19 protein-coding genes and 1 pseudogene are annotated in these 23,242 nt (G+C 56.9%); 10 read left to right on the plus strand and 10 right to left on the minus strand.

Going from position 1 to position 23,242, the window contains the following annotated elements:
* The first annotated feature begins 34 nt into the window (after positions 1 to 34).
* Positions 35 to 667, plus strand: a complete 633-nt coding sequence (locus ACZ3HH_RS18000) for a trimeric intracellular cation channel family protein (protein ID WP_046031607.1) — start codon at positions 35 to 37, stop codon at positions 665 to 667.
* A 22-nt stretch (positions 668 to 689) separates the two neighbouring features.
* On the opposite strand, the gene ACZ3HH_RS18005 is transcribed toward ACZ3HH_RS18000, so the two are convergent.
* From ACZ3HH_RS18005 to ACZ3HH_RS18015, 3 genes are all read right to left on the minus strand, one after another.
* Positions 690 to 2,090: a class I SAM-dependent methyltransferase gene (locus ACZ3HH_RS18005; protein WP_465806394.1), complete on the minus strand. Its 1,401-nt coding sequence runs from the start codon at positions 2,088 to 2,090 to the stop codon at positions 690 to 692.
* Positions 2,091 to 2,519: 429 nt separating this feature from the next.
* Positions 2,520 to 6,584 carry a KAP family P-loop NTPase fold protein gene (locus tag ACZ3HH_RS18010; protein WP_046031611.1) on the minus strand — a complete coding sequence of 1,355 codons (4,065 nt, stop codon included), beginning with the start codon at positions 6,582 to 6,584 and terminating at the stop codon, positions 2,520 to 2,522.
* A 316-nt stretch (positions 6,585 to 6,900) separates the two neighbouring features.
* Entirely contained in the window at positions 6,901 to 7,716 is an 816-nt protein-coding gene (locus ACZ3HH_RS18015; protein ID WP_080943052.1) for an inositol monophosphatase family protein, read from the minus strand.
* A gap of 656 nt (positions 7,717 to 8,372) precedes the next feature.
* Here ACZ3HH_RS18015 and ttcA (ACZ3HH_RS18020) point away from each other — a divergent pair.
* The 3 genes and pseudogenes from ttcA (ACZ3HH_RS18020) to ACZ3HH_RS18030 all read left to right on the plus strand — a co-directional run bounded on the left by ttcA (ACZ3HH_RS18020) (position 8,373) and on the right by ACZ3HH_RS18030 (position 10,991).
* On the plus strand, positions 8,373 to 9,266 hold the full coding sequence (ttcA, locus tag ACZ3HH_RS18020) for a tRNA 2-thiocytidine(32) synthetase TtcA (protein WP_221174464.1): 894 nt from the start codon (positions 8,373 to 8,375) through the stop codon (positions 9,264 to 9,266).
* A 166-nt stretch (positions 9,267 to 9,432) separates the two neighbouring features.
* Positions 9,433 to 10,134, plus strand: a pseudogene (gene ttcA, locus ACZ3HH_RS18025) (tRNA 2-thiocytidine(32) synthetase TtcA); the annotation flags it as partial.
* A 182-nt stretch (positions 10,135 to 10,316) separates the two neighbouring features.
* Positions 10,317 to 10,991, plus strand: a complete 675-nt coding sequence (locus ACZ3HH_RS18030) for a DNA-3-methyladenine glycosylase I (protein WP_465806397.1) — start codon at positions 10,317 to 10,319, stop codon at positions 10,989 to 10,991.
* 116 nt (positions 10,992 to 11,107) lie between these two features.
* Here ACZ3HH_RS18030 and ACZ3HH_RS18035 read toward each other — a convergent pair whose 3' ends face one another.
* Genes ACZ3HH_RS18035 through arsC form a run of 3 tightly spaced genes read right to left on the minus strand, consistent with a single transcriptional unit; the run spans position 11,108 to position 12,481 of the window.
* Complete coding sequence (locus ACZ3HH_RS18035) at positions 11,108 to 11,533, minus strand: DUF2069 domain-containing protein (RefSeq protein WP_007899093.1); 426 nt, start codon at positions 11,531 to 11,533, stop codon at positions 11,108 to 11,110.
* 1 nt (position 11,534) lies between these two features.
* Positions 11,535 to 12,131, minus strand: a complete 597-nt coding sequence (gene wrbA, locus ACZ3HH_RS18040) for an NAD(P)H:quinone oxidoreductase (RefSeq protein WP_008011647.1) — start codon at positions 12,129 to 12,131, stop codon at positions 11,535 to 11,537.
* The gene (gene arsC / locus ACZ3HH_RS18045; RefSeq protein ID WP_465806400.1) at positions 12,128 to 12,481 is read right to left on the minus strand and encodes an arsenate reductase (glutaredoxin); all 354 of its coding nucleotides are present in this window, start codon (positions 12,479 to 12,481) and stop codon (positions 12,128 to 12,130) included. The genes wrbA and arsC overlap by 4 nt, the downstream gene beginning before the upstream one ends.
* A 114-nt stretch (positions 12,482 to 12,595) precedes the next feature.
* Here arsC and ACZ3HH_RS18050 point away from each other — a divergent pair, with 114 nt between their 5' ends.
* Positions 12,596 to 13,063, plus strand: a complete 468-nt coding sequence (locus ACZ3HH_RS18050; RefSeq protein WP_465806402.1) for a TlpA family protein disulfide reductase — start codon at positions 12,596 to 12,598, stop codon at positions 13,061 to 13,063.
* Positions 13,064 to 13,247: 184 nt separating this feature from the next.
* Here ACZ3HH_RS18050 and ACZ3HH_RS18055 read toward each other — a convergent pair whose 3' ends face one another.
* Positions 13,248 to 13,652, minus strand: coding sequence for an META domain-containing protein (locus ACZ3HH_RS18055; protein ID WP_201059640.1), 405 nt, complete (start codon positions 13,650 to 13,652; stop codon positions 13,248 to 13,250).
* Positions 13,652 to 14,086, minus strand: a complete 435-nt coding sequence (locus ACZ3HH_RS18060) for a hypothetical protein (protein WP_007899088.1) — start codon at positions 14,084 to 14,086, stop codon at positions 13,652 to 13,654. The genes ACZ3HH_RS18055 and ACZ3HH_RS18060 overlap by 1 nt, the downstream gene beginning before the upstream one ends.
* Positions 14,087 to 14,220: 134 nt before the next feature.
* Here ACZ3HH_RS18060 and ACZ3HH_RS18065 point away from each other — a divergent pair, with 134 nt between their 5' ends.
* Entirely contained in the window at positions 14,221 to 14,607 is a 387-nt protein-coding gene (locus ACZ3HH_RS18065) for a hypothetical protein (protein WP_465806404.1), read from the plus strand.
* 5 nt (positions 14,608 to 14,612) lie between these two features.
* Here the strand turns inward: ACZ3HH_RS18065 and ACZ3HH_RS18070 are convergent, their stop codons facing one another.
* Positions 14,613 to 15,602 carry a 2-hydroxyacid dehydrogenase gene (locus tag ACZ3HH_RS18070; protein ID WP_465806406.1) on the minus strand — a complete coding sequence of 330 codons (990 nt, stop codon included), beginning with the start codon at positions 15,600 to 15,602 and terminating at the stop codon, positions 14,613 to 14,615.
* 74 nt (positions 15,603 to 15,676) lie between these two features.
* On the minus strand, positions 15,677 to 18,427 hold the full coding sequence (locus ACZ3HH_RS18075) for a response regulator (RefSeq protein WP_465806408.1): 2,751 nt from the start codon (positions 18,425 to 18,427) through the stop codon (positions 15,677 to 15,679).
* 215 nt (positions 18,428 to 18,642) lie between these two features.
* Here ACZ3HH_RS18075 and ACZ3HH_RS18080 point away from each other — a divergent pair, with 215 nt between their 5' ends.
* The 4 genes from ACZ3HH_RS18080 to rlmD all read left to right on the plus strand — a co-directional run bounded on the left by ACZ3HH_RS18080 (position 18,643) and on the right by rlmD (position 23,205).
* The gene (locus tag ACZ3HH_RS18080) at positions 18,643 to 19,365 is read left to right on the plus strand and encodes a response regulator transcription factor (RefSeq protein WP_465806410.1); all 723 of its coding nucleotides are present in this window, start codon (positions 18,643 to 18,645) and stop codon (positions 19,363 to 19,365) included.
* Entirely contained in the window at positions 19,352 to 20,782 is a 1,431-nt protein-coding gene (locus ACZ3HH_RS18085) for a histidine kinase sensor domain-containing protein (protein ID WP_465806412.1), read from the plus strand. The genes ACZ3HH_RS18080 and ACZ3HH_RS18085 overlap by 14 nt, the downstream gene beginning before the upstream one ends.
* A 168-nt stretch (positions 20,783 to 20,950) precedes the next feature.
* Entirely contained in the window at positions 20,951 to 21,853 is a 903-nt protein-coding gene (gene cysM / locus ACZ3HH_RS18090) for a cysteine synthase CysM (protein ID WP_095051678.1), read from the plus strand.
* Entirely contained in the window at positions 21,853 to 23,205 is a 1,353-nt protein-coding gene (rlmD, locus tag ACZ3HH_RS18095; protein ID WP_465806414.1) for a 23S rRNA (uracil(1939)-C(5))-methyltransferase RlmD, read from the plus strand. The genes cysM and rlmD overlap by 1 nt, the downstream gene beginning before the upstream one ends.
* The last annotated feature ends 37 nt before the right edge of the window (positions 23,206 to 23,242 follow it).

Raw genomic sequence — 23,242 nt, forward strand, 5'->3', positions numbered from 1 at the left:
CTTTTCCCATTTGCAGTACAGGCTGGTTCCGTAGATGAAGGCTTACCACGCTGGTTGGGTGATCTATTACTGTGAGTTGTTAGGCGTCGCAGCCTTCGCAGTGACAGGCACCCTGATGGCAGGGCGAAAATCGTTGGACTGGTTCGGCGTAATCACCATCAGTTTAGTCACCGCTTTAGGCGGCGGTGCCTTGCGTGACGTACTGATGGCTCATTATCCGATCGAGTGGGTTTCCAATGAGAATGGCTTTTTGGTAGGGGTTAGTGCTTCGCTAGGAACCATGATTTGGGCGAGGACCTTGAAAACCTTCAACGAGAGGGTGTTGTTGGTAGCCGATGCATTTGGATTGGCTGTATTTACGGTCACAGGAACAGATATGGCTCTTCAGCAAAACCTCCCTCCCAGCATCGCAGTGATCATGGGTGTAGCTACCGCAGTCGCTGGGGGTGTGATGCGTGATGTGTTGTGTAACGAAATACCGTTGGTGTTTAGACGTGAGGTTTATGCATCCATCAGTATTTTGGGTGCCGTCGCCTACATCACGCTGCTGGATTTGCAGATTTCACTTGAAGTAGCGTCTGCAATTGCCATTGCGTTCGTTTTTGTCAGCCGTATTGCCGCCATTCGTTGGAAATGGATGCTACCTAGGTTCCATGTAGTCGATTGATCTTGTTGGTTGGCCGATAAAGCTACGCCCTATAAGAAAACATGAGTGATGCTAAGTCATCTCTGCCCCCCCCATCCTTGAGGCTGCTCCTGCAGCCTTTTTTTCCCTTCGCCATTAGATGATTGCGCGTCAAGGGAAGAGCTAAAAAGCTACCTGCACGTTTACTCGACATTATCTGGTAGGCCCCCAGGTCACCAGCTTCGAACTCGAGTGCGCACGCCGTCATATACAGACGCCATGTACGGTAGGTGACCTTGCTGACTAATCCCAACACCTGATCCTTGTTCGCCTCGAGCCGCTCAACCCAACGCTTGAGCGTCAGTGCGTAATGGTGGCGTAGCGCTTCGACGTCGGCGATTTCGAATAGGCAATGCTCCATCGCCTGCTGGATATGGCTGACGGTATCGAGTTGGCCTTCGGGGAAAATGTAGTGATCGATGAACAGGGTGGACAAGGTTTCTTTCCACCCATGCACATCGTGAGTAATCCCCTGATTGAGGAAAAGACCGCCGGGTTTCAAGAGTCGATACACGGCCGTGAAATACCGTGGCAGATTCTCCAAGCCGACGTGCTCAAACATGCCGAGGCTGGTCACCTTGTCGTAAATCTCTTCGCCCGGGTGAGTGTGGTAGTCAGCGACCTCGACGGTGACTAGATCCTGTAGGCCCGCTTCGCAAATTTTTTCTCGTGTAATGTCCATCTGTTGCTGGTTGGTGGTTATGCCATGGGCGCGTACACCAAAATTACGTGCGGCATAAATGATCAGTGCTCCCCAACCACAACCGATATCAAGCAGATGATCGCCGCGCTTGAGCATTAGTTTGCGGCAGATCAGGTGCAGCTTTTGCTGCTGCGCTTGTTCCAGTTCGTCGTCGATGCGCTTGAAGTAGGCGCAGGAATAGACCATCGACTCATCCAGCCACAACCCGTAGAAAGCGCTCGGCAGAGTGTTGTGAAAAGCGATGGTCTCTAGATTTGCGGTTCGGGACCGTAAGTTAACTCGACGTGAATGAAGCCTCGGATGATGGTGACGAGCTGGCGTACTGCGAAGGATCGCCAGTTTTAAGCGCAGCGCCGCGGTAATCGCTTCAAGTCGATCGAGACCGCGAATGCTCAGGTTCCCCAGGTGGTCTTTCAGTGCTAAGGCGCTGAACAGATCGCCGTCGATATCGATGTCTTCACGAAGATAGGCATCAATCCAGCGCAGGGGGGCACGCCCAATTGCCAGGTTCAGTACTGCCTGTGGGCTACGAAATATCAGGGTAAATGGGGGAAGCGGTTTTTCCACTGCTTTACCGAGTCGCATGCTTGTACCGTTCCACAACCGTACGCTAAGGCCGCCGCGATAGGCACGAAAAAGCAGTTCGAGCAGGTCAGAGGCGGCCATTGCTGCTTGATCACTCTGTCCCTCGTTGTGAGTCACAATGAGATCCTTTTTGCGCGTAATGACGAGGCACACCGCCAGTATTGATCGTACGGCGTGACTGCATTCTTTCGCGTGCACGGTGTTGATGCGCGACCGATGACTGACATCAGATTTGCCCTGGATGACTATAGCCTGTTGGCGCTGATTGAAAACTGACCCAACACCCATAGTACAAAACGGCGTCTGCGATTTCGTTTCCTGCGTCTTCCGCGGTTTTTTGGTCAGCCGGAGAAAAACCCTCGATCGCCAAGCCGATGAAATCGTCTTTCGGCAGCAGTAAACCCAAACATTTTCGTGCTACCCAAGCCTCATGGAATTCATGACCGTCTCTTGACGCTCGAACACTGTCGTAATTATCGCGTATTTTCGTCATTGTGATCGATTAGCTCCCTGCCAAGACGTTGCACTCTTTGGTGACCATACACGTCACTCACTGACCAGCAGCTTCTCGAAGCTTTTCGTGGGGCGAGTGCCAAAATGCACCGCCAAAATCTCGTACTCATCCTTGTGAAGCGACTCTGGCTTGAAGTTCTTTAAAGCTGCTTGGCTGACAAGCTGGTTGCTTATTTCGGCTATACGCCCTTTCGTTGAATTGGTAGAGGCACCTGAGAATTGGTTCATCAAGCGCATTGCCATTTCAGCCTGTAGATCTTTAGAGTCCAGTACGGTCATGACGATGCTGAAGTCGTCAAACACCGCCTTGATCGTTTCATCAGCGTTGGTGAGTGCGCTTACTTTGGGGATCAATTCTAGGAAGAACGAAGCGCCGAGCTCTTTTACCTGCTCAATCGCACAAGCCCATAACCTCCGTCTATGGCTATCTTCGAGAGCTTTGCTTACTAGTAGATTCGCCATAAGCTCGTGCCCTGTGTCCTGTTGGGATTGAATCCACATACGGGTCGCCAAGTCAGGCTGTTCTGTATTCCCAAGTAGACCTCGCTGAAGAATTCGCACCATTACCTCACTAGGTTCGGGGCCTTTCTTATCGGCGGCAATGGCCGTCCAAGCCTTTTGCAGTGCGTCGAGGTGCTCGGGTTTATCCCACGAGATGTGTGAAGCAAGGTTGGCAGCTTGATCAGGGGTAAGCTCGCAGTAGCCCCTCTCGAAGGTGTCCAATGCGGAATTCGGATTGGCTGACCAGGCCGAACTAGCAGCGGCAATTAGTTTTGCGCGCCCCTCGCTTCCAACAAGGCCTCTCTCAACCATATGGCGCATGGAGCGCAAAACCCCCCGCTTCGTTTCGGCGGAGTTAGTCACTGCAAACGTGCCAGCTTCATCGAAAATGGCCTGTGGGTCGTAGCCTGGGAGGCTGTCTGACTTCGAAGGCCAACGCTCCGCAAAACAGCTGTGCAGCCACGAAAAAAGACTCGGATAACCTTTGCCCTGAACAAAAAGTTGCTGCAGGTTGGGTCCTAGGATGCTCGGCGATGCATATTGTATGAGGGGCGTGCTCGGCTCCAAGATCGATCTAATGTATGCCTCGGCACTGATCTGAGATACCAAGTGCGGAAGGAGGCTGTTTACATAGCCATGCAACGGACCGACTTTCCACGCCGCTTGAGGGGTAGCAAGAGAGAATATTTTGTACCTTTCCAATGCCGGATCAGTCACAGCAACACTGGTGAGAAAGGTTGAAAGAGAACTACCTATCGCGGTTTGAGTCGGTGCAGGCAGAGTTTCAAACTGAGTCGCGATCAGTTTCACGCATTCGATGGGAAGACTTACGAAGAGTTGGGGGACCCACCCGCCAAGCACTCGCATGAAGTCCGCTTCATTACTTTTTCGTAGTTCTGAAAGCAACGCACATGCCTGCTCAGGAAGGACGTCGCTTTTACCCCATTGATCAGCCAAATCAGCGGTCGCTTTGACCGTTTCATCGTCAAGGGCATCCACCCGTTCGCGGACAAACGCTAGCAAGATTGATGCTGCCACTTCATGTTCGATTGTTGACTCTTCGTCGTTGAAGTCCTTCGACAGCCGCGCGACGAAATCGCTGACGAATTGACAAACATCTTCATCATCAGCGTACCGGTGGTTGCTTAGAGCGACCTCCCAAGCCATACGCACGGCAACCTCCTCGGAGAGAGATACATATCGTGCCAGCGGGGCCCATAGCAGCGTTCGTGACTCGGCGCCTTGCGCCATCATCTGGTCAAAAACACCTCGGGCCCGAGAGATACTGGAGGCCATATCAAATTGAGGGTTCTGACTTCTCTCCAGCTCGTCTGCGAGCGCATTTATGTAGTCGAGGCCTAAGTCTGCAACTAGCTTCTCACCATAGCTTTCCAGCCATTGTTCCAGCTCATTGAAGGACAGCTGGGCGTGTTTAGTGCCGATCGAAATATTCCGGTCGAGCAACCAGCTAAGCAGTTGTTCGTCAGCCCGACGCTCCAGTCCAATGCTTACACGCACTGTCAGAATCATCGGGACTGCCATGTGAACCATAGCGATTGCTTCATCGAGACTAGGGGGCTCCATGGTCTCGCGCAAAAGCTTCACGGCGTCGGTACCGCCGAGTACATCGCCTACAAGGCGGGAGGCAATAACTCGTTGGTCGTCGGAAACGGCAGATCGCAGAATCTTGCCGATCTTTTCTAGCCCAAGTTGTGAGCGTAGCTCCAGAGAGTCAGCCATTTCACGGCAAAGCATACTGATGAGCTGGTAGGCCGGTGGCTCGGGTAGGCGCTCCACGAGGTCTGCTACTACCCGTGAAGCGCGCGCTCTGAGCGCAGGTAATTCCTGCCGCAGGTCTTCAAACATCTGATAAAGCGCTCGGGCTTCGTCTTCGTGGAGAGGAGCATTATCGCTGTGCCTGGCGAGTCCCTCCAAAACCCCCTGCGTGTTACCGGAAACAAAGTCACCGTAGATTGGGGCGATCTTCGGCCCCAAACGTCGAGTGATGTGGTCCTCGGAAAGTAGAAGCAGGCTTTGTAGTGAGGGTGGCCACCTTAAGCCAACGAGGCTTGCGATAAATTGTCGAAGTGGCCGATGCTCTGCCTTAAGAGTGAGCAGACCATCAGTGAGCTTGTAATAGCGTTCCTTTAAGCGATCCTGTGTTTGCAGAGGCTGGTCATCCATCTTTAGCCCGCGGATGACAACATCAGTAAAACGCTGCAGAAATGCTGGATCTTCCTGGAGGTCGCGATAAAAATCAGGAAAACTTACTTTCATCGCACATAGTGCACCAAGTGAAATGGGATGCGACGTGACAGCCCCTTCGTGGAGTCCTCCGGGCTTGTTAGTGCCTAGACCTTCAGCTTCCCTCTTTCGAGCAATCCACCAAGCTTGAGCGAAAGCATTCACTATCTGAAGGGCGTTTCTCGGATCCTGGACGCTGACATGAATCATACGATCAATAATCGGCGCAAGCTGGAAACCACGGGCCTCAAGATCTGCCGTGACGCTAGTCAATTTGGCCAAGTGAAAGCGCGCGAACTCGCGCATGTCATGACGGGGGGGCGGTGGAATCTCCAAGCGGAATTGGAAGATCCTATCCAGATATCTACGTGCGTCGTTGTGAGTCACTACCGAGCCAGGAAGGTCACTATTTCTTCGCCCCCGAGCAAGAGCGTCAGCTACTTTGGCTTCGTCACAGGAAATAACAAACACTAAGCCAATGCCCTTCGGAAGCCGATTTGCAGGAATCTCCATAAAGGTGCGTACAGCATCCAAACCAAGGACCATTTCCTCGGCTGAAAGGCGATCCAAATCGTCAACAAAAACAACCAACCGTTCACAGGACTTTCCTGAGCGACCTTCCAAAGATCTACAGTCACCAGACTTGTAGTTTCGGATTTGATCGAGGAGGAGGTCTTCGTATTGTTCGGACGTAGTGTTAGGAAGCTCCACTCGCGTGATCGGGGTTGACGATCCAACGGCAGGTGGTTTGATGTGCTTTAGAAGGTAGGTGTAAGCCGCGGTTACACACAAAAATACGATGCTTTTCAGAAACTCACTTTGAACATTGAAAACGAATAGCGTTAGGTAGCAAATCCCAAACAAAAGGGACATTGCAGCGATCAAAGCAGGTACCGGCAACGTCCATGCCTTGAGCGTCTCCAGAGTAATTTTTAACCATCCCTTCGGTTTTTGGGTTGTCTCGCTGATCTGCCGAAAAAGCTTATCGTGTAGGTGATCTTCCTTGCCGCCCAACTCCAGGTACACATGACGCAACAAGGCACGCTTGATGTCCTGGTCGTGCCCGCCGAATCGCCAAGCGTTGAATGTGATGCAGTGGAACCGATCCTTTCTAATCTTCCCACCTTGTTTGGAAGCATCATTTTTCAGATGGTTTGTGTACAGCTCCTTAATACTGCTTTTGCCGGTACCCCAGCCACCAAGGAGACCAATGCTAAACGGAGGGGCTAATTGCTCTGACTCGATAAGGCTTTGCAGGCCCTGAGCGAAATGCCTATGGCCGAATGCATCTTGATCCGCACCAGAAATTTCACGATCCAAAATGGCGGGCATGATCCTATTGTCGGTGGGCATCAAATCATCCTTTGGCTGCTGGCATTTGGCTACACATACTGTCGTTACTTCAGTAGGGCTGCAATAGCAAACCACACCGCCGTGGCAGGTCTACTCCTGAGCGCCCGCTGGCGCCCTATTTTGCTCAAGCCCTCGGAGTTCCTGAATAGGCACCACTTTCGCCAGGTTTGGAATACCGTCGCTGACAGTTTGTACGTGTACTTCCACAGGTGCAGAGGCCTGGGCTCCGCCAAACAACGCTCGGCGCATTTCTTCTTCAGTTAGTTCTGAAGGCATTCGTTGTCTCGATGTTATCTCTATAGTGGCCTCGGCCCGTTTAAGCTCGGAGGACTCGATCCCATTTACGAGTTGTCAGTTCGTGGCAAACGGTTGGTGATCCACCGAAGCAGCGCTGCGAAACGGTCTCCATATTGACCTCCGTGGCGTAGCTGATGGCAATTCCGTTTTCGTTTAGCAGCACACCACCGGCGCCTCTCAACAGTGCATGCCCAGCAACAACATCATGTGCTGAAACGGCGTAAAGCGAAACGCCGCATACACCGTCGCCAGCGGCTACTCTAGCCAGTCTGTATGCGATGGATGGCATTGCATGAAAACTCCCTGGAGCACACATCTCTCGATTGAGGTCCGGTTTATTTAGAGCCGCAGCGCTGACCATTATAGTGCTGTCGCTCGACAGCTTTTTATCAGCAAGGCAGGAGCTTACTGGTTGACCATTGCGAATCAGATGGGGCATGCCTTCCGCCCACCCGATGCAGTCTGGTGGCCCCTCAGGAGTTACGGGGGCAAATACAATCCCGAGTACTGGGATGGTTTTATGCAATAGCCCCACTGATATTGCAGATCCCTTCAAGCCGTTCAGAAAGTCACTCGTTCCGTCGTTAGGGTCCACAACCCAACACCAAGCATTCCCCGTGAGGATGTGTCCCGTCTCTTCACCCCAAAAATCGCAGCAAAGCAGGCTGAGGAGCTCAGGCCTCAAGATATTTTCAATTTCTACGTCAATCGCAGCCTTATCTCCCTGGCCTCGAGGTCCATCCGGACGACTCCACTCTTCGGATAGCAAAACGCCTGCTCGTTGAACAATTTCGGATGCTCTGGTGAGAAGCGCTATTAGATCTGGATTAGTCATGACGCTCTATAGAAAATGATCGTTTAAGGAATGCCTCCAAGCTAGCAGCGATCTATTGTAAGTAGCGGCGCGCGACCTTAGACGAGACAGCTCACCACATAAATTAGGGCAACGTATGGCATTTGACTAGGCGTTTACACTCGATTCGACTATTCCTCTGCAGTGGGCCAATCACAGTCCCGATCACGCTGCAATCACCAACGACGTTACGTGCGCTTGATGATCCCGGCTGCACTGATGGCGGCTGCTGCCGTCCCAAATGGTAGAGGATGATCTGTCGCCATGAGTGTCTTTGAGGCCAATCAACCCTGGTCACCAGCAGTACTCCGCGGTGTAGTCAATCACTGAGGCGCCCTAGCGAAGCTGAAAGCGATCGTTGGTCAGGGTGCACTTAAAACGTAGACACAATCTTGTTATGATGCAGCCAAGTCAGATATCGTTCGCTTTATCTCATTTTCGAGTTTTAAGCGTCTAGATAAGATGTGAAGTGTCTGGGCTAATGCATGTTATTTGTCATGGGTTTTCTGTTTTCTGTTTTTTGTTTTTGTGTTAATTAGCTATCTTAACTCGTTGCAAGAGTGTGGATGTTTTAGGTAGGCTGTTTTTTCATTGGGATTATTTCTAAACTTCTAAATTATTGGTCGGAACTTAAAGCCATGATGATAGATGAAAGTACAGCTCAATTAAATAAGGCGGCAGAGCTTCGTCGTAAAAAGCTGCGTGGTAGTGTCGGAAAGGCTGTTGTAGATTACGCAATGATCGACGACGGCGATAAAGTTATGGTGTGCGTAAGTGGTGGCAAAGATTCATTTGTAATGCTGGATGCGCTGCTACACCTCCAGCGCGTTGCGCAAATAAAATTTAGCGTTGTAGCCGTAAATCTTGATCAGAAGCAACCTGGGTTTCCTGAGCATATTTTGCCTGAGTTTTTTGAGAGTAAAGGGATTGATTATTATATAATTGACAAAGATACTTATTCAGTCGTCCAGCAAAAGATTCCTGAAGGTAAAACAACCTGCTCTCTTTGTTCAAGACTCAGAAGGGGTACGCTTTATAGTTTTGCCGAGGAAATAGGGGCTACTAAATTGGCGCTTGGACATCATATGGATGATATGGTTGAGACCTTATTTCTCAACATGTTTTTCCAAGCGCAGATGAAAGGGATGCCGCCTAAACTTCTCAGTGACGATAAGAGGAATATCGTTATTCGGCCGCTCGCCTATTGCCGAGAAAAAGATGTAGCGAAGGTCGCTGCTGATAGTGCGTATCCGATCATTCCATGTAATCTCTGCGGCTCACAAGAGAATCTCCAAAGGAAAAAAATTAAATCGATGATTGCGGAGTGGGACTCGGTAAATCCCGGGTGCGTGGAAAATATTTTTCACAGCTTACAAAGCGTAAACCCTTCCCAGATGGCCGATCGCAGTCTGTTCGACTTCGTAAATCTGTCTATTGACAGATCGGAAGACCGGCCGCCCTACAAGTTTGAAGACGCAACGGTTTCTTCTTCCCGCGTTGAAAACTGGATAGATGTCGTCCAGGTTTTGTAAAGGTTCAACGTCGTTTTTTGTGAGGAAAGGGAGGTTCTGGAGCTCGCGAAACCATGAAATTTACATTATCGACTTTTTTTGTAAATAATGTTATTCGTAAAACGTAGTAAAATTATAGGGTTACAAACATGAGTGTACTGTTTACTAGGATATCCTTGAGCTATAAGGAAAAGACAGCTACACCCTGCTCGACGTGCTGATGCATTTGCAGAAGGTCGCCCCGATCAAGTTCGAGATCGTGGCCGTGAACATGGACCAGAAGCAGCCAGGCTTTCCCGAGCACGTGCTGCCGGCTTACCTCAAAGAACTGGGCATCGAGTACCACATCGTCGAGAAAGACACCTATTCGGTGGTCAAGGAGCTTATTCCTGAGGGAAAAACCACCTGCTCGCTATGCTCGCGCCTGCGTCGCGGCACGCTCTACACCTTTGCCGATGAAATCGGCGCGACCAAAATGGCCCTCGGTCACCATCGCGACGACATCGTCGAGACGTTCTTCCTGAACATGTTCTTCAACGGCTCGCTCAAGGCCATGCCGCCGAAGCTGCGCGCTGACGACGGTCGCAACGTAGTGATCCGCCCGCTGGCCTACTGCAACGAAAAAGACATTCAGGCCTACTCGGATTTCAAACAATTCCCGATCATCCCGTGCAACCTCTGCGGCTCCCAGGAAAACCTGCAACGCCAAGTGGTTAAAGAAATGCTGCAGGACTGGGAACGCAAGACCCCGGGCCGTACCGAAAGCATTTTCCGCAGCTTGCAGAACGTGATCCCGTCGCAACTGGCGGACCGTAACCTGTTTGACTTCACCAGCCTCAAGATTGACGAAACGGCGGCTTCGCGCTTCGTCAACGTGGTCAATCTCTGACACAAATTGTGTGGGAGCGAGCCTTGTGGTGAGGGGGCTTGCCCCCGTTTGAGTGCGTAGCACTCACAAGATCTTTGGTACATCAGAGATTTTGGGGCCGCTTCGCAGCCCAACGGGGGCTAGCCCCCTCGCCACAGGTCGCTCCCACAGTTGGTTTTTCGCTTCAATCCTCAGGAGAGGGCATGCGCGACTACAAGTGGCTGAACGAATACTGCTTGAACCGCTTCGGTTCGGCGGCTGAACTGGAAGCCCGTCTGCCCGTTCCCAAGACCCCGGCGCAATTGCGCAAGATCAGCGACGACCGCTACCTCTCGACCATGGCGTTGCGGGTGTTCCGCGCCGGCCTCAAGCACAGCCTGGTGGACGCCAAGTGGCCGGCGTTCGAAGAGGTGTTCTTCAAGTTCGACCCGGAAAAAGTCGTGCTGATGAGCGCTGAGCATCTGGAGCGCTTGATGCAGGATGCGCGGATCATCCGCCACCTGGGCAAGCTCAAGAGCGTGCCACGCAATGCGCAGTTCATTCTGGACGTGGCCCATGAGAAAGGCAGTTTTGGCGCGTTGATCGCCGAATGGCCGGTGACCGATATTGTCGGTTTGTGGACCTACCTGAAAAAACACGGGCATCAGTTGGGCGGGTTATCGGCACCGCGGTTCTTGCGGATGGTGGGCAAGGACACCTTCGTGCCGAGCTACGACGTGGTGGCAGCGCTGAGTGCGCAGAAGATCGTCGACAAGGTGCCGACCAGCCTGCGGGACATGGCCACGGTGCAGAATGCGTTCAACCAGTGGCACGAAGAGAGCGGTGGGCGGCCGATGAGCCAGATTTCGATGATGCTGGCGTACACAGTGAATCATTGAGACCGAGTCGACTCCATCGCGGGCAAAGCCCGCTCCCACAGGTATTGGTTTTGAGCACAAAATTTGTGAACGACTCCGGTCACTGTGGGAGCGGGCTTGCTCGCGAAGGCGTCCTGTCAGGCGACGCTGGTTTCGCCTTCACCCGCCAACTTGCGGTTCAACTGAAACCGCCACCGCACATACAACATTGCCGAGCAGAACACCGCCAGGCTCGCGCCCATTTCCAGTAAACCGAACAACTGCCGGTTCGGGTCATACGCGGCCAATGCGCCCTTCATGAAATACAGGTTCACCACAAAACACATCCACGAATGCCCACGGGCGCTGCCGACGATCATCCCCGGCGCCAGCAATAGCAGCGGCACCAGTTCGATCAGCAGAATCACCCACGGCCGCGCGCCATGCAGGTCGGCGAATACCAGGTAGTAGGCGCAGAGCAGTCCCACCAGGCCGAAAAAGCACAGCAGGCTGATGACGCGCATCGCCCGTACTCGCGGTTCGAGCCATTCGATGGAAGGCAGAATCTTCGGCTTTTTGGCCATATCAGCTCACCAACTTTTGCGCAGTTTTCGCCAACCGCAAGCCCAAGGCCCGGCACAGCGCGACTTCGTGTTCATTCAAACCGCTTTTGCCATCGGCACCTGCGTGATGGCTGGCGCCGTAAGGCGTGCCGCCACCGCGGGTTTCCAGCAGCGCCGATTCGCTGTAAGGCAGGCCGGTGATCAGCATGCCGTGGTGCAGCAACGGCAACATCATCGACAGCAGCGTGGTTTCCTGGCCGCCATGCAGGCTCGCGGTGGAGGTGAAGACCCCGGCCGGTTTGCCCACCAGGGCGCCGGTCAGCCACAGATTGCTGGTGCCATCGAGGAAGTATTTCAACGGTGCGGCCATGTTGCCAAAGCGGGTCGGGCTGCCGAGGGCCAGTCCGGCGCAGTTCTTCAAGTCGTCGAGGCTGGCGTACAGCGCGCCTTCATCGGGAATGTCCGGCGACACGGCTTCGCATTCAGTGGAGATCGCCGGCACGGTGCGCAGGCGCGCTTCCATACCGGACTGCTCGACACCACGGGCAATCTGCCGAGCCATTTCATTGGTCGAACCGCTGCGGCTGTAATACAGCACCAGAATGTACGGCGCACTCACGGCAGCAACTCCAGCACATTCTCCGGCGGACGGCCGATGATGGCTTTGTCGCCGACTTCGAGAATCGGGCGCTCCATGAGTTTCGGGTTCGCGGCGATGGCGGCGATCAATTGCGCCTCGCTCAGGTTGCTGTCGGCCAGGTTGAGGGTTTTGTACTCGTCTTCGCCAGTGCGCAGCAATTGCCGGGCGCTGATGCCGAGCTTGCTCAGCAGGCTCTGGATTTGCGCGGCGTCCAGCGGGGTTTCCAGGTAGCGGACCACGGTCGGGGCCAGGCCACGGGCTTCGAGCAGTTCGAGCGCACCGCGGGATTTCGAGCAGCGCGGGTTGTGATAAAGCGTCAGATCGGTCATGTGCGGGTCGCATCTTGCGTAAGGTGGCGGCTATTCTAACTGTGCGGCGCGTAATCCAGAACCTTGGGAGGCGATGGGTCGCAGGTGCATTCTATTTTTGACAAGGATTGAGACATGACAAGGCGACTGGCAGCGGCATTGGCGATCATGGGGGCGTTATTACTGGGAGGCTGCGGCAACGACTATGGCACCGACCAAAATGGTCACAAAGTCGCCGCCGAGCGTCTGGACAAACAATGGCTGGTGCTCAATTACTGGGCCGAATGGTGCGGCCCGTGCCGTACCGAGATTCCCGAGTTGAACGTGCTGGCCGAGCAGCTCAAGGGCAAGAAGATCGGTGTGTTCGGGGTCAATTTCGACAATGTGCAGGGCGAAGAGCTGAAAAGTGCCAGCGAGAAACTGGGGATCGCTTTCACCGTGCTGGCGCAGGATCCGGCCGACCTTTTCGAATTGCCGCGCAGTGAAGCGCTGCCAGTGACTTACATCATCGATAACAAGGGCAAGGTGCGGGAACAATTGATGGGAGAGCAGACGGCGGCGGGGGTGATGGCGAAGCTTGAGGCGTTGCAGGCGACTAACTGATCGAGCGCCGACCTGTGGCGAGGGAGCTTTTGTGGCGAGGGAGCTTGCTCCCGCTCGGCTGCGCAGCAGTCGCAAATTCGGTCCATACGGTATATCTGAAGAACCGAGGTGGTGGGTTTTAGGGCTGCTTCGCAGCCCAGCGGGAGCAAGCTCCCTCGCCACAGTCACTCACTTGGCTACGTGATCAACCCTCTTCAAGCCACCAACGCAACGGTTTGCCTTGCGCCGGCCAGAAGCGCATCTGGTCGATCGGTGAAACATCCCAGCGTTGCACGTTTTCCAGCGCCTGCAGGAAGCGTTTTTCCTGCTCCATCAACGCCGGCGCACACATTTTGCGGGTGCTGCCGATCTTCCCGAAGCTCAGCTTGTCGCCTTCCAGGGTATACGGCGCGAACCAGTGGTTGCAGCCGCCGTTGCCATAGGCCCGACCGTCTTCATCGAGGGTGATGGTCAGGTGGCTGTAGTCCATCAGCGGACGCTCGCCGATCCACTCCAGAATGTAGCTGCGGTTGTGTTGCAATTGCACCGGTTCGGCGGCGCAGCCCAACAGGCTGGCGCCAGCCATGGCGGTCAGAGCAAGGCGTTTCATCACGCAGGCTCCTGGCACTTCTTGCACAGGTGCTTGTCGGCAACAGTGGCCCAACCCAGCTCGGCAATCCGAGCAGTGGCCGCCGGTTTTTCCGCCTTGTTGCCCAGCTTGGCGTCGACCGCGAACTCAAAGCTCAGCTCTTTGGCGCAGCTGTCGCAGTTGACTTTCCAGGTGTGGATCGCCAGTTCGCCGAACACTGGACCACTGGCCACCGCGACCCATTGGCCTGGCGGGTTGATCAGATGGCGAACCGTTTCGACGGTCAGGCGCATGGACAAGTCCTTGCTGCCTTTAAGGGTCACTACCAGCACGTCGTTATTACGAATCGAGCCGCCGTTGCCAGTGACTTGATAACGCCCCGGCACGAGGGCGCGGCATTCGGTGAGGGTGTGTTGCGGGTTCATCAGGCTGTAGCGGAAATCGTGTTCGACCATGGGTCCTCCAAATATGCGCGATATGCTAGCACGGGCATGAACGCAGCATGGCGCGGGCATGTGACCTTCGATCTGGTTCGAATTACCTGTCGAGTCATGGCACACTGCCGCTTTTGCATCTCTAAGGAACAGAAATGGCGTTGATCGAATGTTTTGAGTGCAAGCAACGCATCAGTTCCACGGCGCCTGCTTGCATTCATTGCGGTGCACCTGCGGTGGCAGAAGCCGCCACGTCGACGGCAACGCAGGCGCCTCTTTCTTTCGGGCGTTTACCGACCAATGAGAACGTGCCCAGGGTGACCCCGGCCGCTTTCGGGCGCAAACGTAAAGCCGAAGTCGAGGCAGAGATCCCGGCACCGGCACCCGGCGGGCCGCGTCCGGTGGAACTCTGGCTGAAACTGATGATTTTCTTGCTTCCGCCGTTTTTTGTCTGGTTCCTGCTGCGTCGCGGGCATTCGCTGGGGCAGCGCTTGCTGGGCTTCGGCTGGCTGGCGTTTATGTACCTTTTGTCCAAGGCCTGAGCCGATCAGCTCTCGACCTGATTCTGTGGCGAACCGGCCGCCCAGGCCGCGATGTTGTGCAGAGTGGTCGCGGCAATCGCGCCCAACGCTTCACGGGTGAGGAAGGCCTGGTGCGCCGTGATGATGACGTTCGGAAAGGTCAATAGGCGCGCCAGCACATCGTCCTGCAGCGGCAGGTCGGAGCGATCCTCGAAGAACAGCTGCGCTTCCTCTTCATACACATCCAGCCCCAAGTAGCCCAATTGGCCGTCCTTCAACGCGTCGATCAGCGCCGGCGTGTCCACCAGACCGCCACGCCCGGTATTGATCAACATCGCGCCTGGCTGCATGTGCGCCAGTGACTCGCTGTTGATCAAGTGTTTGCTCTGTTCGTTGAGCGGGCAATGCAGGCTGATGATCTGCGACTCGGCCAGCAGTTGCGGCAAGCTGAGGTAGCGCGCGCCGAGCGCTTCGACCTGCGGGTTCGGGTAAGGATCACAAGCCAGCAACCGGCAGCCGAAGCCGTTCATGATTTTCGCGAAAGTCGCGCCGATCTGCCCGGTGCCGACCACGCCGACGGTCTTGCCCACGAGGTCGAAACCGGTTAGCCCATGCAGGCTGAAATCCCCCTCGCGGGTACGGTTGTAGGCACGGTGCAGTCGGCGGTTAAGCGCCAGAATCAGCGCCACCGCGTGTTCGGCCACCGCGTGAGGCGAGTAGGCCGGAACCCTTACAATCGCTAGCCCCAGGCGCTTCGCCACCGTCAGGTCGACATGGTTGTAACCGGCCGAGCGCAGGGCAACCAGGCGTGTGCCGCCCGCCGCCAGACGTTCGAGTACCGGAGCGCTGAGGTCATCATTGATGAAGGCGCAGACCACGTCGTGATGCTCTGCCAACGCCACGGTGTCGAGACTCAGTCGCGCCGACTGGAAATGCAGCTCGATGCCGACAGGAAGGTCGGCACTCAGAAAACTGTCGCGGTCGTAAGTCTGGCTGCTGAAAAGAATCGTGCGCATGATGTGCTCCTGGAAGTCTCAAACCGGAATGCGGTGAGCTTAGCCTTCAAGGCGCCCAGCGTTATTGCGCTGCATCAGGCATTGATGCGCGCCTGGGCCGCCAGGCGATTGATGGCTCGTTCGAGTTCTTCCAGCGCGCCGGGGGCTTTCGGGTCCTGTTGCTTGAGCAGGGTTTCACTGCGCTGGCAGGCGGCGCGCAGTTGCGGGACGCCGCAATAACGGGTCGCCCCGTGCAGGCGATGGACCCGCTCGATCAGGGCATTCTGGTCATTGGCTTCACGGGCGACGCGGATGGCCTCGCGGTCGGCTTCCAGGGAAGCCAGCAGCATTGCCAGCATGTCCGCCGCCAGATCGGCCTTGCCGGCCGCCAGGCGCAGCCCTTCATCGTGATCGAGCACCTGCAACTCATGACCGTTGTGGCTTTCGCTGGAGCGCTCCGGCCCCAGATTACGCAACGCCAGGCCGGTCCATTTCAACACCACTTGTGCCAGTTGCCGTTCGCTGATGGGTTTGGTCAGGTAGTCGTCCATGCCGCTTTGCAGCAACGCGCGTTTTTCGTTGGCCATCGCGTGGGCGGTAAGGGCAACGATCGGCAGTGGCGTGCAATGCCGCTCGCTTTCCCACTGGCGAATGGCTTCGGTGCTCTGGCGGCCGTCCATGCCGGGCATCTGCACGTCCATCAGCACCAGGTCGAAGGTCTCGTTCTGCACGGCCTTGACCGCGGCATAACCGCTTTCCACCGCGAGCACCTTGGCGCCCATGTCTTCGAGCAGGGTTTGTACCAGCAGCAGATTGGCCGGGTTGTCATCGACGCAAAGGACCTTCGGCGCGCGGCTTGAAAGCGGCTCGCCGGGGTCGCTGCGCTGCTGGCGCGGGTTGACCAGATCCGACAAGGCCCGGCGCAGTTTGCGCGTGCAGGCCGGTTTGGACTGCAGCTGGCTGTGGGGGTTGGGCACCGAGAGGTGGAACAGCGTCAGTTCGGTGGTCGGGCACAGCACCAGCACTCGGCAGCCCAGGTGTTCGAGGTCCCAGATATGCTGGTTGAGGCGCTCCGGCGGCATGTCGTTGCTGGTGATGCCGAGCACTGCCAGGCCGATGGCCTGATCGGTCTGATGGGCGCCGGTCACGCCATTGGCCAGGCTTTCCAGGGTATTGAACGGCGTGACTGTCAGGCCGCAGTCCTCCAGTTGATGCTGCAAGGCCTGGCGGGCCAGCTCATGGTTTTCCAACACCGCCACCCGCTGCCCGAGCAACGGTGGACCGGGCAGGTCTTCGGCGTCGTCGCGGGTTTTGGGCAGGCTCAGGCTGATCCAGAATTCCGAACCTTCACCCGGTGTGCTGTCGACGCCGATCTCGCCGCCCATCTGTTCGATCAGGCGTTTGGAAATCACCAGCCCCAGCCCGGTGCCGCCAGGTTGCCGGGACAGTGAGTTATCGGCCTGGCTGAAGGCCTGGAACAAGGCGCGCACGTCCTGATTCGACAGACCGATGCCGGTGTCCTGAATGCTGATGCGCAGTTGCACGCTGTCTTCATGCTCCTCTTCGAGCATGGCCCGGGCGACGATGGTGCCTTCGCGGGTGAACTTGATCGCGTTGCTCACAAGGTTGGTGAGAATCTGTTTGAGCCGCAGCGGATCGCCCACCAGCGACAATGGCGTATCGCGATAAACCAGGCTCACCAGCTCAAGCTCTTTGGCGTGGGCGGCCGGGGCAAGGATGTTCAAGGTGTCTTGCAGCAGGTCGCGCAGGTTGAACGGAATGTGGTCGAGCACCAGTTTGCCGGCCTCGATTTTCGAGAAGTCGAGAATCTCGTTGATGATCCCCAGCAGGCTGTCGGCGGATTTTTCGATGGTGCCCAGGTAGTCGAGCTGGCGCGGCGTCAGTTCGCTTTTTTGCAGCAAATGGGTGAAGCCGAGAATGCCGTTCAGCGGCGTGCGGATTTCATGGCTCATGTTGGCCAGGAACTCGGATTTGATCCGGCTCGCCTCCAGGGCTTCCTTGCGCGCCAGGTCCAGCTCGATGTTCTGGATCTCGATGGTTTCCAGGTTCTGACGCACGTCTTCGGTGGCTTGGTCGACGCTGTTTTGCAATTCTTCCTGAGCGTTCTGCAGGGTTCCGGCCATGCGGTTGATGCCGGACGCCAGTTCATCCAGCTCCTGGCTGCCGAGGGGCGGCAGGCGGGTTTCCAGATGACCGTCCTTGAGCAGCGCCACGGCTTGTTTGATCTGGCTCAACGGCCGATTGATGGTCCGGCCCATGCGCAACGCCAACAGCGCCGCACCGATCAGGCCTCCGCCGATCAGCAGCAGGCTGGCGAACAGGCTGCGGTAACCGCGCAGCAACATGCCACTGTGTGACAGTTCGAGTTCGACCCAGCCCAGCAGGCGGTCGGATTCATCGGGGATCAGGTCGCCGGCCAGGTTGCGGTGTTTGCCGAACACCGGCAGCAGGTAGCGCGTGGCGTCATTGCCACTGCGGCGCAACAGCTGTGAGCCGTTGCCCAAAGGAGCCTGATTGAGCATGGTCGGGCCGGCGTGGGCCAGTGGTGTGCGGTCGGGGGCGAGGAAAGTCACCGCGCGCACGTCGGTTTGTTCCAGGAACTGGGTGGCGATGCGTTCCAGCAGGTCGTTGTCTTTGCGACCCATGGCCGGGGCAACCAGCGGTGCTAGCTGTTCGGCAATCATTTCGCCGCGCTGCATGAGTTGGGATTGCAGGTCCGATTGCTGCATCCAGGTGAAATAGCCGCCCAGGACCAGCGCCATCAGGGTGGTCGGCAACAGAGTCAGCAATAGCACGCGGCCTTTAATTCCCAGTTTCTTGAGCACGCATCTCTCCTGCATCCAGCTGTTTATTGACCTGCACATGCGTCCGGCACGCGCCACCTGCGCAGTGTAGCGATTTGCATGCGGGCAATCTTCGTAAAATTGATGTCGTCATTCGTCGGCCAGTTCAATGCTTTGGTCGCGGGGGGCAAACCTTGGCTTGCCCCTGTCGAGGCAATCTTGAATAATCGGCAACTGAGAATTATTTGCAGATACTCATGACTCCCATCTCTGTTGGCCATCCCCGCATCCTCTCCATCGAAGACGATCTGGTGCTCGGTGCTTATGTCCATGAGCATCTGGGGCGCTGCGGTTTTCAGGTGACCTGGTGCCAGAACGGTCAGGAAGGGTTGGCCATTGCCCGCCAACAAGCCTTCGATGTGGTGTTGATGGATATTCTGCTGCCGGGGCTGGATGGCCTGGCGGTGCTGACCCAATTGCGCCAGAGCCATTCCACGCCGGTGGTGCTGATGTCGGCGCTGGGCGCGGAGGCGGATCGCATCAGTGGCTTTCGCCTCGGCGCCGACGATTACCTGCCCAAACCGTTCAGCATGGCCGAGTTGCGGGTGCGCATCGAGGCGATCCTGCGGCGGGTGGCGCTCGACCGGCGGCCGGTGCCGGCGCCGATTGCCCCTGCGATGGACTGCCTGCGTTTCGACGATGAACGGTGCGAGGTCTTTCTGGGCGAGCACGCGGCCGGCCTGACTCGCAGCGAATATCGGTTGCTGGATACATTGAATCGCAACGGTGATGAAGTACTGAGCAAGGCGTTCCTTTATCAGCAGGTGTTGCAGCGCGGTTACGCGCCCCATGACCGCAGCCTCGACATGCACATCAGTCAGATTCGCCGCAAGCTCAAGGCCATCGGCTACACCGAGCGCGAAGTGCGTACGGTCTGGGGCAAGGGGTATGTACTGAGTGCCGCCGATGAAATGGTCTGACGTGCCGGGCAGGCATTCACTGTTCTGGAAACTGGCTTGCTTGTTGGTGGCGTTCTGTCTGCTGATGATCTGGTTGAGCTGGTCCTGGGGCCGCTACATGGAAAAGAAAAACCTGTTCCTGTCCGACGAGGCCCGGGGCACCCTGACGAGCTACGCCGCCGAGGCGGAGCGGGCGTGGAACGAACAACAGAGTGCAGGCATTGATGCCTGGTTGCGGCGTGTCGGCCAGCACGAGTCGACCTGGGTCGGTGTCATTGGTGGCGACTTGCAATCCTTGAGCAGCTATCCGCTAGCCAACCAGGAAATCCAGCGCCTGACCTTTTTGCGCGGTCTGGATTGGCCGGTGAGTCGGCGTCACCAAGGCCTGCCGTGGCTGAAAATTCCATTTCCCAACGACCCGTCTGCCGGCAGCCTGGTGATCGAGTTGCCTCAGCGTTTCATGCCCGGGCGCTACCGGGTGTTTTGGCGGGTGATCACCAATGGGGTGATTCCCGGGCTGTTCACCCTGCTGCTGTGCGTGGGGCTGTATCGATTGTTGGTCGTGCCATTGAACAGCTTGCGCGAACAGGCCAACGCCTGGCGCGCCGACCAACTGACGGTGCGTTTATCGAGTCGCACCACCAATCGTTCGGATGAATTGGGTGAACTGGGCCGGGCCTTCGATCACATGGCCGAGCGCCTGCAAAGCACAGTGGCCCTGCAACAGCAACTGCTGCGCGACCTGTCCCATGAATTGCGCACACCGCTGAGCCGGCTGCGGGTGGCCAGTGAAAGCGAGCAGGACCTGGGGCAACTGCGCGAACGGATTGGCCGGGAGGTCGACGGCATGCAGCGTCTGGTCGAAGACGCCCTGCAACTCGCCTGGCTCGACACCGAGCGCGCGCCGTTGCCCGATGAAGCGATCCAGGTCCAGGCCTTGTGGGAAATGCTCACGGAAAACGCCTGCTATGAAAGTGGCTGGCCGGCGAGTCAGTTGCACTGTGCAGTGGATGCATCCTGCTGGGTTCGTGGCCATCTCAATACCCTGGCCCAGGCGTTGGAAAACATTCTGCGCAACGCCATTCGTCATTCACCCAAGGGCGGTGTCGTGACGCTCGGTGGTCGGCGTGATGGCGATTTCTGGCGCTTGTGGCTGGAGGACGAGGGCGGCGGGGTGGCTGACGAGGATCTTGAACGGATCTTCTCGCCGTTCATCCGGCTTGATGGTTCGCGGCCGGGGGATGGTGGATTCGGATTGGGTTTGAGCATCGCGAGGAATGCGGTGCAGCGCCAGGGTGGGCGGTTGTGGGCGGAGAATAGCGGGGCAGGGTTGCGGCTGAATATGCGGTTATTGGCAGATGATGACGGTGTCAGTGATGACGCTATCGCGGGCAAGCCTGCTCCCACAGTTGATGTGTATCTGCCACAAATTGTGTGATCAACTCCAAACCCTGTGGGAGCGGGCTTGCCCGCGAAGAGGCCCTCACATTCCATACAAAACCCACCCTTATTCCCATAAGCCATAAGCCCCTTACTTTGCGTGATATGGCCTGCGCACGTTTGCCGGTATGATAGGCGCCCCCGCAGTCTGGATTGCGAATACGCCATGACCTTGCAGTACCCAACCATCGCCGATTGCGTCGGCAACACTCCGCTGGTCCGTTTGCAGCGCCTGCCTGGCGCCACCAGCAACACCCTTTTGCTCAAGCTTGAAGGGAACAACCCGGCGGGTTCGGTCAAGGACCGTCCGGCGCTGTCGATGATCACCCGCGCCGAATTACGCGGGCAGATCCACGCCGGCGATACGTTGATCGAAGCGACCTCGGGCAACACCGGGATCGCCCTGGCGATGGCTGCCGCGATCAAGGGTTACAAGATGATCCTGATCATGCCGGACAACTCCAGCGCCGAGCGTAAAGCCGCGATGACGGCCTATGGCGCCGAGCTGATTCTGGTCACCCAGGAAGAAGGCATGGAAGGCGCTCGCGACCTCGCCCAGCGAATGGAAGCCGAAGGTCGCGGCAAGGTGCTGGATCAGTTCGCCAACGGTGACAACCCCGAGGCGCACTACACCACCACCGGTCCGGAAATCTGGCGTCAGACCGAAGGCACCATCACTCATTTCGTCAGCTCGATGGGCACCACCGGCACCATCATGGGCGTTTCGCGCTACTTGAAAGAGCAGAACGACAACGTGCAGATCATCGGGCTGCAACCGATGGAAGGCTCGGCGATTCCGGGCATCCGTCGCTGGCCGCAGGAATACCTGCCGAAGATCTACCAGGCCGAGCGCGTGGACCGGATCGTCGACATGGCGCAAAGCGAAGCCGAAGACGTGACCCGTCGTCTGGCGCGCGAAGAAGGCATCTTCTGCGGCGTGTCTTCGGGCGGTGCCGTGGCGGCGATGCTGCGCCTGTCCAAAGAAGTTGAAAACGCGGTGATCGTCGCGATCATCTGCGACCGTGGCGACCGTTACCTGTCGACCGGCATTTTCGACGCGCCCAACTGATGGCCAAGCAAGAGAGAGGCCTGCGCTTCCAGCCCACGGGCGGCAGCAAGGCCCCGCAAGTCCCGACCGGCAAAAAGCAGCGCTTGACCATCGAGCGCCTGGCCAATGACGGTCGCGGTATCGCGTTTTTCGAAGGTCGCACCTGGTTCGTCATCGGCGCATTGGCCGGTGAAGACGTCGAGGCGCGGGTCTTGGGTGCCCACGGCAAAGTGGTCGAGGCGCGCACCGAGCGCGTGTTCCAGTCCAGTGATTTGCGCCGCCCGGCACCGTGCGCTCATGCCGCTCGCTGCGGCGGTTGCAGCGTGCAGCATTTGCCCCACAACGAACAGCTCGCCCTGAAACAGCGCATGCTCGCCGAGCAATTGTCGCGGGTTGCCGGTGTCGAACCTGAAGAGTGGGCAGCGCCGTTGAGCGGTCCGGAATTCGGCTACCGTCGTCGCGCCCGAGTGGCGGTGCGTTGGGACATGAAAGCGAAAAAACTCGAAGTCGGCTTCCGCGCTGCCGGCAGTCAGGACATCGTCGCCATCAACGAATGCCCGGTGCTGGTACAGCCCTTGCAACCGATCATGAGCCGCTTGCCGGAGATGCTGCGGCGCTTGAGCAAACCTCAGGCACTGGGGCATGTGGAGTTGTTCAGCGGTTCGTCATTGGCGGTATTGCTGCGGCACATGGCGCCGTTGTCCGAAGCCGACATGACCATCCTCAAGGAATTCTGCGCGTTCCATGAAGCCCAGTTGTGGCTGCATGGCGACGGCGAGCCGCAACCGGTCGAGGCCGATCAGTCGCTGGGTTATCGCCTTGAGCAGTGGGACTTGAACCTGGCGTATCGGCCAGGAGATTTCATCCAGGTCAACGCCGGGGTCAACGAAGCGATGGTCGCCCAGGCGTTGGCATGGTTGGCGCCGAAATCTGATGAGCGGGTTCTGGACCTGTTTTGCGGGTTGGGCAACTTTGCCTTGCCGCTGGCCAAAACCGTTCGCGAAGTGGTGGCGGTGGAGGGCGTGCAGGCGATGGTCGAGCGTGCCGCCGCGAATGCTGTCAGCAATAATCTGCATAACGTGAAGTTTTTTCAGGCCGATTTATCCCGGCCTTTGGCCGATGCCGAATGGGCCGATGAAGGCTTTTGTGCGGTACTCTTGGACCCACCTCGCGATGGCGCTTTTGAGGTGGTGCGCAAGCTGGCGTCCCTGGGCGCCAAACGATTGGTGTATGTGTCGTGCAACCCGGCAACGCTGGCGCGCGACACGGTGGAATTGATCAAGCAGGGCTACCGGTTAAAACGTGCCGGGATTCTCGATATGTTTCCTCAGACGGCACATGTCGAGGCCATGGCGTTATTTGAAGCGAGCTAGGACGGCTCGTCTGGTCCGACTGACCCGCCCGTGCACA

The organism is Pseudomonas sp. PME37.24/025, assembly GCF_055556615.1.

What these genes read in the sequence shown, in the direction of transcription:
- ACZ3HH_RS18060 (WP_007899088.1), bottom strand. Translation starts at nt 14,086, where the DNA reads ATGGTCGAACACGATTTCCGCTACAGCCTGATGAACCCGCAACACACC.
- ACZ3HH_RS18050 (WP_465806402.1), top strand. Translation starts at nt 12,596, where the DNA reads ATGACAAGGCGACTGGCAGCGGCATTGGCGATCATGGGGGCGTTATTA.
- rlmD (WP_465806414.1), top strand. Translation starts at nt 21,853, where the DNA reads ATGGCCAAGCAAGAGAGAGGCCTGCGCTTCCAGCCCACGGGCGGCAGC.
- ACZ3HH_RS18065 (WP_465806404.1), top strand. Translation starts at nt 14,221, where the DNA reads ATGGCGTTGATCGAATGTTTTGAGTGCAAGCAACGCATCAGTTCCACG.
- ACZ3HH_RS18055 (WP_201059640.1), bottom strand. Translation starts at nt 13,652, where the DNA reads ATGAAACGCCTTGCTCTGACCGCCATGGCTGGCGCCAGCCTGTTGGGC.
- arsC (WP_465806400.1), bottom strand. Translation starts at nt 12,481, where the DNA reads ATGACCGATCTGACGCTTTATCACAACCCGCGCTGCTCGAAATCCCGC.
- ACZ3HH_RS18030 (WP_465806397.1), top strand. Translation starts at nt 10,317, where the DNA reads ATGCGCGACTACAAGTGGCTGAACGAATACTGCTTGAACCGCTTCGGT.
- ACZ3HH_RS18070 (WP_465806406.1), bottom strand. Translation starts at nt 15,602, where the DNA reads ATGCGCACGATTCTTTTCAGCAGCCAGACTTACGACCGCGACAGTTTT.
- ACZ3HH_RS18010 (WP_046031611.1), bottom strand. Translation starts at nt 6,584, where the DNA reads ATGCCCACCGACAATAGGATCATGCCCGCCATTTTGGATCGTGAAATT.
- ACZ3HH_RS18080 (WP_465806410.1), top strand. Translation starts at nt 18,643, where the DNA reads ATGACTCCCATCTCTGTTGGCCATCCCCGCATCCTCTCCATCGAAGAC.
- ACZ3HH_RS18000 (WP_046031607.1), top strand. Translation starts at nt 35, where the DNA reads ATGAAGGCTTACCACGCTGGTTGGGTGATCTATTACTGTGAGTTGTTA.
- ttcA (WP_221174464.1), top strand. Translation starts at nt 8,373, where the DNA reads ATGATGATAGATGAAAGTACAGCTCAATTAAATAAGGCGGCAGAGCTT.
- ACZ3HH_RS18085 (WP_465806412.1), top strand. Translation starts at nt 19,352, where the DNA reads ATGAAATGGTCTGACGTGCCGGGCAGGCATTCACTGTTCTGGAAACTG.
- ACZ3HH_RS18015 (WP_080943052.1), bottom strand. Translation starts at nt 7,716, where the DNA reads ATGACTAATCCAGATCTAATAGCGCTTCTCACCAGAGCATCCGAAATT.
- ACZ3HH_RS18035 (WP_007899093.1), bottom strand. Translation starts at nt 11,533, where the DNA reads ATGGCCAAAAAGCCGAAGATTCTGCCTTCCATCGAATGGCTCGAACCG.
- cysM (WP_095051678.1), top strand. Translation starts at nt 20,951, where the DNA reads ATGACCTTGCAGTACCCAACCATCGCCGATTGCGTCGGCAACACTCCG.